Raw genomic sequence first — 12,174 nt, 5'->3', positions numbered from 1 at the left:
AGCCAATTGCTACTCATGTTCGTGAATGCCATTGACAGATTCAACTTGGTACAAGAGTCCTAACTGGACTTTTGTAGTAGCCCATAGCTGGGTAAAGTTAGGAAGGCAGCGAACTCATCGGCTGTAGAAAGTTGATAGAAAAGATCGGCTGTCTCTTCAAATCGACCAGCTGCATAACGCGAGTCTCCGACTTCATGTTTTATCGTGTCTAGCTCTTGGTAAAGCCAAGAGTGGAACAGTTGTTTGGTAAAAGTTTGGCCGTCATCAAGTGTGACGCCGTGGTGGATCCATTGCCAGATGTTGGCTCTTGAGATCTCAGCGGTTGCGGCATCTTCCATCAAACCGTAAATAGGCACACAACCGTAGCCTTGGATCCAAGCCTCAATGTAATAAAGCGCGATGCGTATGTTTTTACGTACGCCCGCTTCGTCGCGGCTTCCTTCACAAGATTTCAATAGCGTGTCTGCGTTGATCACATGCTCAGGGCTTTGGAAATCCATTTGGTTTACTTTGCCATCAAGGTGTTTATCAAAGATCGACATTGCTAAATCAACCAATGCTGGATGCGCTACCCACGTGCCATCGTGACCATTTTGAGATTCTCTTTGTTTATCTTCGATAACCTTGGCGGTTACACGCGCCATTTCTTGCGGATCTTTTGCTGGAATAAAGGCAGACATACCACCCATTGCCAGTGCACCGCGAGCATGACAAGTGCGCACCAACAGTTGGCTGTAGGCGTTAAGGAATTCTTGATCCATGCCGATTCCATGACGATCTGGCAGGATGCGGTCTTTATGGTTCTTCAGCGTTTTGATATAGCTGAAGATGTAATCCCAACGGCCACAGTTCATCGCAACGATGTGATCACGCATGGCGTACAAGATCTCTTCCATTTGGAATACGGCTGGTAGCGTTTCGATCAATACTGTCGCGCGAATGGTGCCTTTTGGTACATGGAAATAGTTTTCGGTGAAGCTGAAAATATCGTCCCACCACTGTGCTTCTTCCATGCTTTCTAGCTTTGGAATGTAGTAGTAAACGCCTAAACCTTGTTGTGCACGTGATTGATAGTTGTGGAAAAAGTACAAGGCGAAGTCCATCAAGCAACCTCCGATAGGCTGATTGTTGAATTGGATGGATTGCTCAGGAAGGTGGATCCCTCGTGGGCGTGCGATCAGCAGTGCAGGATCGTCGTTTAATTGGTAACGCTTCTGCTTCTTCTCATCGAAATAACTAATGGTGCCAAGGTTGGCATCTCTTAGGTTGATTTGCCCTTCGACCATATTGGCCCAAGTTGGGGAAGACGCATCCTCAAAGCAACACATGAAGACCTTCGCGCCTGAGTTTAATGCGTTGATCACCATCTTTCTTTCGATTGGGCCGGTGATCTCTACGCGGCGATCCAGTAGCTCCGGTGGTGGTGGTGCTACTTTCCATTCTTTGTTTTGGCGAATGGAGATAGTGTCTTTTCTGAAATTGGGTAACTCACCCTCGTCGTATTGAGCCTGTTTTGTGTCGCGGTCACTTAGCAGGGCATGACGGCGATCTCCAAACTTATTCACAAGAGCTTCTAAGAATTTTAATGCATCTTTAGACAAGATCTCTTTGTACTCGGAGTTGTCCATATTCCCGAGTACCTGCATACACTGTACTTCTTCTCTCTCTTTTACGTCATTCATCATTGTTGTCTCCTTTAAACAATACGATGCCATTTTGTATACAAAACGCTCTTTTTAAGGATATTTATATTGCATAAATTGTAAACAAGCAAAGGGTATTTAACATTTATTTATCATTTGGTCTTTTTGTAATTTATTTTTACGTAAAGATATTTTATGTAAAGTAATGAATTGTAAGCTTTTCAGGCTTGTTTGCTGTTCAAGAGGATAGGTTGATGTAACAAAAATGTTTCAATCTAGGGTTGATAAATGCTGAGGATGATTCATAGTGTACAAAAGTTAGTTTAATTGTATACAATCTGAACTGGAGGTTCGAATGGCAATTATGAAAGCGATTGAAGCAGCGGTAGAAGTGCTTAAACGTGAAGGCGTAGACATCGCATTTGGTGTTCCCGGCGCAGCAATAAACCCTATGTATGCGGCTATGAAAAAGCTCGGAGGAATCGAACACGTCTTAGCTCGTCACGTAGAGGGTGCATCCCATATGGCTGAAGGGTACACGCGTACCAATCAAGGTAATATTGGTGTGTGTATTGGCACCTCTGGTCCTGCGGGCACGGATATGATCACGGGTCTGTATTCTGCATCTGCAGATTCGATTCCAATTCTATGTATCACAGGCCAAGCGCCACGTGCTCGTCTTCATAAAGAAGATTTTCAAGCGGTCGACATTGAATCTATCGCTAAGCCAGTAACAAAGTGGGCAACCACGGTGCTGGAACCTGCACAAGTGCCACGCGCATTCCAAAAAGCGTTTCATTTAATGCGTTCGGGTCGTCCAGGCCCAATCCTGATTGACCTGCCTATCGATGTTCAGCTGGCTGAAATTGAGTTTGATATCGATACCTATGAACCGCTAGAACCATATAAGCCACAAGCAACACGTGCGCAGGTTGAGAAAGCACTAACCATGATGTCTCAATCTGAGAAACCACTGATTGTATCTGGTGGTGGCGTAATTAACGCTGGCGCATCTGAGTTGCTGCAGCAGTTTGCAGAAATCACGGGTGTACCGGTTATCCCAACCTTGATGGGCTGGGGTTCTATCCCAGATGATCACGACTTAATGGCCGGCATGGTGGGGCTACAAACTTCCCACCGTTACGGTAACGAAACCATGCTCAACTCTGATTTTGTATTTGGTGTAGGTAACCGCTGGGCAAACCGTCATACCGGCTCTGTCGATGTTTACACCGAAGGGCGCAAGTTTGTGCACGTTGATATTGAACCGACCCAAATCGGTCGAGTGTTCTGTCCCGACTTAGGTATTGTTTCTGATGCGAAAGCAGCACTTGAGCTAATGGTTGAAGTTGCTCAAGAGTGGCGTGATGCAGGCAAGCTGCCAAACCGAAATGCTTGGGCAAGTGAGTGTCAGGAACGCAAGTCGACCATGCTGCGTAAAACCAATTTCGATGAAGCACCAATGAAACCAATGCGTGTTTATGAAGAGATGAACAAGGCATTTGGTCGTGACACTTGCTATGTGAGCACCATTGGTTTGTCGCAAATTGCTGCTGCTCAATTCCTGCATGTTTATAAGCCGCGTAACTGGATTAACTGTGGTCAAGCTGGCCCATTGGGTTGGACAACCCCTGCGGCATTAGGCGTACGAGCGGCCGATCCAAATCGCGATATCGTTGCTATCTCTGGTGATTACGATTTCCAATTTATGATCGAAGAACTGGCGGTAGGTGCTCAATTCAACTTGCCATACATTCATGTGTTGGTGAACAACTCATACCTAGGTTTGATTCGCCAAGCACAGCGCCAATTTGATATCGATTATTGTGTACAACTGGCGTTCGATAACCAGAATGCGCCAGAGCTTGAAGGTTACGGTGTTGACCATGTTGCGGTTGTTGAAGGTTTAGGCTGTAAGGCGATTCGAGTTCGTGAACCAGAGCAAATTGCCGCTGCGTTTGAACAAGCCAAAGAGCTGATGAATAAGCATAAAGTCCCGGTTGTTGTTGAGCTAATTCTTGAGCGAGTAACCAACATAGCAATGGGTGTCGAGATCAATGCCATCAATGAATTCGAACCGCTTGCCGAAAGCCGCGGCGATGCCCCGACAGCGCTTGCATACAAGTAGCTTTGTTGTACGTGTACCCGTTGAGCCAAAGCTTGGCTCAACGGAGAAGCTCAAAGAGATCGGAGCTTCATTAAGCAACTGTAGCTTCACTAAGCAGTCATAGTTTCAATAAATAACGGTTTCTTTACCTAATAACCAGAGCTTCACCAAATAAAGAGTAAGGACAGAGTCATGGCAAAATTTGCAGCAAACTTGTCAATGTTATTCACGGAAGTTGATTTTATGGATCGCTTTGAAGCCGCAGCAGAAGCGGGCTTTCAGGGCGTGGAGTACCTTTTCCCGTATGCCTTTGATGCGGACGAAATTAAAGAAAAGCTTGTCGCGAATAATTTAGAACAAGTGCTATTTAACCTACCTGCAGGGGATTGGGACGCCGGTGACCGTGGTATCGCGGTCGACCCAGCTCGAGTCGAAGAGTTTCAAGCGGGTGTAACTAAGGCGATTGCTTACGCTAAAGCGCTCGGTTGTACCCAAGTGAATTGTTTGGCAGGGATTGTTCCGCAAGGTGTGACCCAACAAGATGCGCAATCGGCGTTTGTGATTAACCTGCATTACGCGGCGAACGCGCTAGCAGCAGAAGGGATTAGCCTAGTGATTGAAGCGATCAACACGCGTGATATTCCGGGCTTCTTCTTAAATACCACTGAGCAAGCTAAAGCGATCATTAAAGAGGTAGGGAGCGATAACCTTTCTATCCAATACGATATTTATCACATGCAAATTATGGAAGGCGATTTAACGCCGACTATGCAACAAAACATTGGCCAAATCGCGCACGTTCAACTGGCTGACAATCCAGGTCGACACGAACCGGGGACGGGAGAAATCAATTACCCATTCGTGCTCAATTATCTTGATGAGCTTGGCTATCAAGGCTGGGTGGGCTGCGAGTACAAGCCCAAAACAACGACTAAAGAAGGCCTTGGTTGGCTACACCAGTACCGTTAATTCCGTCTGGTAACCCTCAAACGTTAAGGAGAACAACATGTCTAAAATTGCATTTATCGGTACTGGCATCATGGGTAAACCTATGGCGAGCAACCTACAAAAAGCGGGCCACGATATCTTTTTATCAGACCACTTCAATGAAGCTCCTGCTGATCTGGTCGCAGCGGGCGCAACAGTCTGTCACTCACCCGCGGAAGCGGCAGAGGCGGCGGATGTCATTATCCTAATGGTGCCAAACACACCTCAAGTTGAAGAGGTACTGTTTGGTAACAACGGAGTAGAGCAAGGCCTAGCTGCCGGCGGTGCGACTGGAAAACTGGTTATCGATATGAGTTCAATCTCGCCTATCGCGACCAAAGCAATAGCAGCTCGCATCAATGAAGGTGGTGCTTCTTACCTAGATGCTCCGGTATCGGGTGGTGAAGTAGGTGCTATCAATGCCGCACTGACCATTATGGTTGGTGGCGAGCAAGACGCCTTTGACAAAGCCCGTCCGCTATTCGAAATCATGGGTAAGAACATCACGCTGGTGGGTGATAACGGTGCTGGCCAAACGTGTAAGGTTGCTAACCAGATCATCGTTGCACTGAATATTGAAGCGGTATCCGAAGCCTTGGTATTTGCCTCAAAAGCCGGTGCTGATCCAGCGCGAGTTCGTCAGGCACTACTAGGTGGTTTTGCTAACTCTAAGATCCTGGAAGTTCATGGCGAGCGTATGGTTGAAGGCACATTTGACCCAGGTTTTAGAATCTCGCTTCACCAGAAAGACCTGAACCTTGCGCTAACGGGCGCACAAGAGTTAGGTGTCGCACTACCGAATACGGCGAACGCTCAAGAGTTGTTTGGCGAGTGTGCCGAAATGGGCGGTGAAGGCTGGGACCACTCTGCGCTTATCCAAGCGATAGAGAAGCGTTCTGACCACTCTATTCGCTAATATCCGTAACGATTAATCCGTCTCAATTCATTGGCTTTTGTCGCTGTAGTGGCTTTGTTGTAAAGCTTTGTCGCTTCAGTAGGGCTAAGGCTAATGAATCTGGGCTGCCATTACATGTAATGTCGAATTGTGAATCTACTTTGCGCCTCGACAGAGCTGCGATGTGCGAGCCCACCAGTTTCAAACAGTTTGTTTATAAATCGCGTAGTTTCGTCTCCTTTTATACGCGTTCCTGATACGAGGCAGAGGTTGAAGTTGTTCCTTTCCAACTTAATCTTAGCAGGCACCCTTTCGCCTTGTATCGGGGTTCTTTTTTTCTCCGTCAACTAAGGAGTGGCTGATGGACATTGATGCTAAGCAGTTTCTGCAAACCCTTTTCTCAAGTGCTGTAAATGAGGCACTACCAAAAAATCACATCGAACCTTTTCTACCTCAAGACATTTTTTATCGCTCTGCTAATCAAGCTGGGCGCACTGTCGTGATCGGAGCGGGAAAAGCTGCAGCGTCAATGGCGGCGGAGCTTGAAGCCGTATGGCAAACAAAGAAGCAACAAGATCTTGCACTGCGTGACCTTGAAGGTTTGGTCGTGACTCGCTATGAGCACACGGCTCCTTGCGAACACATTGAGGTGATTGAAGCGGCGCACCCAGTTCCAGACGCGATGGGTTTAGAAGTGAGTCAACGTATGTTGCAACTCGTTAATGATCTTAGTGCTGATGATACTGTGATCTGCTTGTTGTCGGGTGGAGGCTCTGCGTTATTGAGTTTACCGGGTGGTGATATCAGTTTGGCAGAGAAGCAACAAATCAATAAAGCGCTGCTTAAGTCGGGTGCAGCCATTGATGAGATGAATTGCGTTCGTAAGCATTTATCTTCAATCAAAGGTGGTCGACTTGCCAAAGCGGCATACCCAGCAAGAGTTGTGTCTTTGGCAATATCTGATGTGCCGGGAGACGATATTAGTGTGATTGCCTCTGGCCCAACCGTACCTGATACCACCACTCGCTTTGATGCAATGGCAATCTTAGAACGCTACCAAATTGAAACACCACGCTCGGCATTTGAATGGCTCAATAACCCTGAGTCAGAAACCGTTAAGCCGGATGATGTGTGTTGGAAGAATGCAGAGCATCATATTATCGCAACTCCAATGTCAGCATTAGAATCTGCCGCTGCAGAAGCTGAAGGTTTGGGGATCCCCGCTTACGTGTTGAGTGACTGTATTGAAGGGGAAGCGCGAGAAGTAGCGAAGGTTCATGCTGCCCTGGCTAAGCAAATTGCTGACAATAAGCACCCATTTGAGACGCCTTGCGTGATACTTTCTGGTGGTGAGACCACGGTGACCGTTAAAGGGAATGGCCGTGGCGGGCGAAATTGTGAATTCCTTTTAAGTTTGTATAACGAACTTAAAGGCCAAGACAATATATTTGCTCTGGCTGCCGATACTGATGGTATAGATGGTGTAGAAGATAACGCCGGTGCATGGATCACACCTCAAACATGGCAGCAAGGTTTGAACCTGTCGCTTAAAGCGCAAGACTACCTTGACGCGAACAACAGCTACGACTTCTTTAAGCAAGTCGGTGTGTTACTGAGCACGGGGCCGACGCTAACCAACGTGAATGACTTCCGCGCGATATTGATTCTTTAATCTGAACGGTGCGAATAGCCCCCAAAATATTAGCGTTGGAAAGCTAGCAGTATTGAATGGTCGCTCTTCTGCACATAAGAACGACCATTTTATTGCTATCAATGTTGTGACCTCGAGTTCTGAGATTATCTTCTGGACTAATGAAGCACGTTGATTACTATGGCTTAAGTAATGAGTTGTAAAGGATGCAATATGTCTAGGATCAGACAAAAGAATCAAGATTTAATCATCGAAGTCGCGTGTGAACAATTCGCCACTCATGGTTATGCCGCAACAAAAATGGCTGATATCGCAAAAGCGGCCGACATTCCCAAACCTAACGTATTCTATTATTTCAGCTCTAAAGATAAGCTCTACAACGCTGTGCTTGAAACCGTCACTCAGCCCTTGCTAGAAGCATCTCGTCCGATTGAAGAGCTCAGCGATCCTGTTGAAGCTTTGTCTCAATATATTCAAACCAAGCTGATTATTTCTCGCGACCATCCACATGCTTCTAAAGTATTTGCCAATGAAGTGATGTCGGGCGCGAAAGTGCTGCCGAAAGAGATTGGTGATGAGCTGTATAAGCAATCGCAGATGATTCTTGATAAGTTCTCAACGTGGTCAGCACAAGGTTTAATGGATGACGTTCCTGCGCACCACCTGATGTTTACCATCTGGGCGGCTACCCAAACCTACGCCGATTTTGGTTGGCAGATTTGCAGCGTGATGCAGAAAGAGCAGCTCGATGACAAAGATTATGAAGAAGCCGCTGAGTTTATCACCCAGCTAGTTATTAAAGGTTGCGGTGTGAAAGGAAAGTCTTAGTTAACATGGGCTTGGAGTGAATTCCTCATTCATACTTTGTTACATATGATGTTCCATTAAAGTTATAAGTACGCTGTACCACAAGTTTGTTTTTATAGTATCTTGTTCCTTATTATCTGTTTTAATAGTTTCTAAGTAGGCAAGATGAAAAGCTCTAAGGGTTTTACACTGATCGAACTGGTGTCTGTGATTGTTCTTTTAGGTGTACTCGCCGTAACCGCTGCCCCTCGTTTTCTTAATTTTTCTAGTGATGCAAAAGACTCAGTCTTGTTTGGTTTAAAAGGAACGCTGCTTTCTGGTCTAGATATCGTTTACTCAGAACATAAAGTGGCGGGAGAACCGAACGAACTTGAGGTAAACGGTGAGATGTTGAGTTTTTGGGATGAAGAGACTCAACAGAGATCAGAATACCCTTTAGCGTCGTCAGCATTAGAGTGTGAATCGATTTGGAATGTAATAACGACAGGCATTCGAGCAAGCGTTGATAGTATAGATTCAGATTCGTTGGTTGCTGTGTTTGATGCGCAAAATGCTGCGTGCCAGTACTATTATTACAACGCCCCAGTTCTGTCTTCTGCAAGCGCGATGGCAGGAGCTTCAAATCAAAGTTTTAGCTCTCATGGTTTCTTAACTTACGTCGTTGGCACTAGAGGTGTTGAAATCGGTGATGGTGGTGGCTCGATGCCTGTAGACCCTGTAGACCCTGTAGACCCTGTAGACCCTGTAGACCCTGTAGACCCGGATCCCGAACCAGACCCAGACCCAGATCCTAAGCCACCTTGGGAAAGGCCGTGCTGGGATGACGATAGCGTTGAAGCCAATGATCGTGAACCGTGTGAAGATGATGATCCGGAAGACCCAGAGGACCCTTGCGACAGGTGGGACCGAAGAGATAACGAAACCTCTCCATTCGATCGAGACTGGGAGCCTTGTGAGGACGACGATTAAATAGCAAAAGGACATCATTCGATGTCCTTTTTTGTATACGCAGTTTCTTGTAAGAGTCGCTTTTGAATAGATGCAGCTTTTATACATCGTTTCGAGCAAAAGTCGCAGTGCAGCCCGCGGGATGTAGGCTCGTGTCCGACTGGACGTTATCTATCAGTGTGGATGTCCAGCCGTAACTGTCTCCGATGCGTTTTACGATGATTAGGCCAAGGCCGTGTTCCATTTTAGTATCATCATTAAGCCCCGAGCCAGTATCTGAAACCGAAATCGTGTTGGAGTTGATGGTCACTACAATCTTACCTTGTGTGGTAAATCGAATCGCATTTTCAATGTAGTTCTTAAGCACCATATTGACGATTGTCAAAGGCATGTTAAGCGTAGTATTTGGCTCAATGTTTAACTGTAGCTCAGCATCTGGAGCCAACATCGTGTGGTACTTCGATAAATCGATAGCGGCTTCATCGATAGCCGTTAGTGTATTTTCGGCGGAAGAGTTCTCTTGCTTAACAATGTTCAGTAGCACTTTAACAGTAGTACTCATGCCATTGGCGGCTCCAAGAATACGTTGTCGTTGCTTAGCTTGAAATACAGGATCATCGGGCTTCATGGCTTGTAATTCTGCTGCGCCAATAACAATTGAGATCGGTGTTTTCAATTCATGGCTAGCGTATTTCGCAAACATCATCTCTTGCTTGGCAAGCCTGTCTTTCATTGTCGAGTAACTGTTGAGGTGCGAGGTGAGCATCTGCAGCTCATCAACCGTGTGGTCGGGTACTTTGAAGTTGTCAGATTCAAGTTTAGTGAGTTGAGTACTGAGCTCCGAAATGGGCGCCATTAGTTGGTCGAATACTCGCTTAAGTGTAATCCGCAATACTATGATCAGCCCGATCATCAACAGAGTCGAAATCGCCATCAATACGCCCCAACTGTCATCCCATAGGTCCATATCAAAAGAGCTGATGGTGATGTAAGTCGGAATGGTTTTCCCCTGGTCTTCAAAAGAAAAGTGGTAGACGATAACCCCGGGAATAATAATATCTTCTTCGGAAAGCCTGATCTCAAAACGCTGTCGATCGACCGTTTCTAGTGCCATTGGCGGAAGCTTTTTCAGTTGGTCGGTAAAATCGGTTTCACCATAGTAGGCCGTTACGTTTTCTGACAGCTTGAGGCTGCCTTTTGGAGAAAGAAGGCGGTAAAACTGCTGTGCTACCCCTTTATATGATTTTAAGTGATTCTCGATTTGAGCTTCTTCTTGCCACACCAAGCGTAGCGAGAAAACGAAAAAGACAATGCATGAAGAGACAAGTGCGATGACCGAAAACGTTCGCATAGTGCGGATTCTGACATCCTCAATTGAGTTGCCTAGCTTTGTGCGAATTTTCATGCGGATTGAGGCTCATTGTTAGACACGATTAATTGAAAACCGTGTTTAGGAATGGTCTTGAGCATAGGAAAATCGAAGGGTTTATCGAGCACGTTTCGTAATAGGTAGATATGGCTGCGGAGTACGTCTTTGTCTGGAATGTCATCGCCCCAAAGCATGTAGATGAGGCTTTCACGAGACACGACGCCACCTTGAGCTTTGACTAACTCTCTCAAAATTTGAAACATGATAGGGGTTAGGTTGAGTGATTGACCACTTCTTGATGCGGTATGTGTTTTTTCATCGATGATCACTTCACCAAAGCTCAACGACTTTTTGGCGACTAAGCCTTTATTGCGTTTTATCAGTGCTGACAGGCGAGCTTCTAATTCAGGAAACTTGAACGGTTTGGTTACGAAGTCGTCGGCACCTGAATCAAAGCTACTTAATAGATCTTCTTGGCCATTCAATGCTGTTAGCATCAATATTGGAGTGGTTACACCATTTTGACGTAACTTAGACGCCACTTGCATTCCGTCAAGTTTGGGCAGCATTACATCAAGAACGATAGCGTCGAAGTCGTTGTCCATTGCAAGTTTGAAGCCTTGCTCGCCATCAGAAGCGAAGTCTGCAACGGCCTCTTTCACTTCTAAGAAGTCGGCAATTATGCCTTGTAGTTCGATATTGTCTTCAACAACCAAAATACGACTGCGTTCAAGCATCGCTCTGCTCCCACCCAAAATATACGGTCAGTAAAAATGTAGCCTATCTAAAATTATGTCGAATTTATGTCTAATTGATAGTGTTGCGCACAAAATACAACGCCATCAGATTATTTTTCATTGTCGAACCGACTTCGACTTTAATTCGACAAAGCGAATTCAACAATAGTTCACATCAATAGGTGAGGGTTGAATTATGAACACTAAAATTATCGCGCTTGCAGTTCTTCTGGGAGTCTCCACAACTCAAATATCAATAACTCAAGCAACGGAGTTAATCGGACATGTTCAAGGTTTAAATAAACACAGTGTCGTGGCAGAGGTGCCCGGTGTGGTTGAGATGAATAACCTTGAAGTGGGTGATGCCGTAAACCAGCAGCAGGTACTGGCTCAGATCAAAGCCGATGATTTTAAGTTTAGCGTGAACAAGGCGAAAGCGAATCTTGCTTTGGCAGAGGCGGACCTTGCATTGCGTAAAGCAACCTACAACCGCTATCAAGCGCTCATCAAAAAGAACAGCCTTTCATTAGGAGAGTTAGACACCGCGCGTGCAGAGTTTCTTAGCGCCAAAGCCGCCGTTTCCGTAGCGAAAATTGAATATCAACAATCGCAAGTGGATCTCGAAAACACTCAGATTGAATCCCTAATCTCGGGTTACATCTCCAATAAACCGGCGCAATCAGGCGCTTGGGTGAGCGAGGGAGATTTGCTTTATGAAGTAGTTAATATCGACAAGGTGACGCTGTCGTTTATGGCAAGTGAATATGACTTAAAACATTTCACCGTTGGTCAGGAAGTGGTGGTGTGGTCTGAGACTAATCCAGAATTCAAGATGGAAGCCAACGTACAGCGCATTGGTGTTGAGATGCAAAACTCAACCTACCCGGTGCTCGTCGAAATTACCAACCAAGGCCATCAGTTTAAGCCGGGGATGTCGGTTTATGCCTCGACGGATCTTTCTCTGCAAAGCATGACAACCGCTCAAATAAAATCGAATCAAACTGCATCAAATGAAGGTAAAGGGCTGTAA

General features: G+C 45.9%; 10 protein-coding genes. 7 read left to right on the top strand and 3 right to left on the bottom strand.

The window, feature by feature from the left end; genetic code table 11:
- Window positions 1–59: 59 nt before the first annotated feature.
- Window positions 60–1,685: a malate synthase A gene (aceB, locus tag AB8613_RS17595; RefSeq protein WP_372385394.1), complete on the bottom strand. Its 1,626-nt coding sequence runs from the start codon at window positions 1,683–1,685 to the stop codon at window positions 60–62.
- Between the two features lie 313 nt (window positions 1,686–1,998).
- On the opposite strand from aceB, the gene gcl reads away from it, so the two are divergent.
- The 6 genes from gcl (at window position 1,999) to AB8613_RS17565 (ending at window position 9,059) form a co-directional block, all read left to right on the top strand.
- Window positions 1,999–3,771, top strand: a complete 1,773-nt coding sequence (gene gcl / locus AB8613_RS17590) for a glyoxylate carboligase (RefSeq protein ID WP_372385392.1) — start codon at window positions 1,999–2,001, stop codon at window positions 3,769–3,771.
- 171 nt (window positions 3,772–3,942) lie between these two features.
- On the top strand, window positions 3,943–4,719 hold the full coding sequence (gene hyi / locus AB8613_RS17585; protein WP_372385390.1) for a hydroxypyruvate isomerase: 777 nt from the start codon (window positions 3,943–3,945) through the stop codon (window positions 4,717–4,719).
- Between the two features lie 37 nt (window positions 4,720–4,756).
- Window positions 4,757–5,653 (top strand): 2-hydroxy-3-oxopropionate reductase, encoded by an 897-nt coding sequence (locus tag AB8613_RS17580; RefSeq protein ID WP_372385388.1) that lies wholly within the window; start codon window positions 4,757–4,759, stop codon window positions 5,651–5,653.
- Window positions 5,654–5,993: 340 nt separating this feature from the next.
- The gene (locus AB8613_RS17575; RefSeq protein WP_372385387.1) at window positions 5,994–7,304 is read left to right on the top strand and encodes a glycerate kinase; all 1,311 of its coding nucleotides are present in this window, start codon (window positions 5,994–5,996) and stop codon (window positions 7,302–7,304) included.
- 192 nt (window positions 7,305–7,496) lie between these two features.
- Complete coding sequence (locus tag AB8613_RS17570) at window positions 7,497–8,111, top strand: TetR/AcrR family transcriptional regulator (RefSeq protein WP_146490258.1); 615 nt, start codon at window positions 7,497–7,499, stop codon at window positions 8,109–8,111.
- Between the two features lie 144 nt (window positions 8,112–8,255).
- Window positions 8,256–9,059: a type II secretion system protein gene (locus AB8613_RS17565; RefSeq protein WP_372385386.1), complete on the top strand. Its 804-nt coding sequence runs from the start codon at window positions 8,256–8,258 to the stop codon at window positions 9,057–9,059.
- 79 nt (window positions 9,060–9,138) lie between these two features.
- Here the strand turns inward: AB8613_RS17565 and AB8613_RS17560 are convergent, their stop codons facing one another.
- Together AB8613_RS17560 and AB8613_RS17555 are read right to left on the bottom strand one after the other, a co-directional pair.
- Window positions 9,139–10,389, bottom strand: a complete 1,251-nt coding sequence (locus AB8613_RS17560) for a sensor histidine kinase (protein WP_372385787.1) — start codon at window positions 10,387–10,389, stop codon at window positions 9,139–9,141.
- 50 nt (window positions 10,390–10,439) lie between these two features.
- Window positions 10,440–11,144, bottom strand: a complete 705-nt coding sequence (locus AB8613_RS17555) for a response regulator transcription factor (protein WP_372385385.1) — start codon at window positions 11,142–11,144, stop codon at window positions 10,440–10,442.
- A 196-nt stretch (window positions 11,145–11,340) separates the two neighbouring features.
- Here AB8613_RS17555 and AB8613_RS17550 point away from each other — a divergent pair, with 196 nt between their 5' ends.
- The gene (locus tag AB8613_RS17550) at window positions 11,341–12,174 is read left to right on the top strand and encodes an efflux RND transporter periplasmic adaptor subunit (RefSeq protein ID WP_372385383.1); all 834 of its coding nucleotides are present in this window, start codon (window positions 11,341–11,343) and stop codon (window positions 12,172–12,174) included.

The organism is Vibrio sp. BS-M-Sm-2, from assembly GCF_041504345.1.
Taxonomy (GTDB): domain Bacteria; phylum Pseudomonadota; class Gammaproteobacteria; order Enterobacterales; family Vibrionaceae; genus Vibrio; species Vibrio satsumensis.
This window is presented reverse-complemented; position numbering and strand designations above follow the sequence as displayed.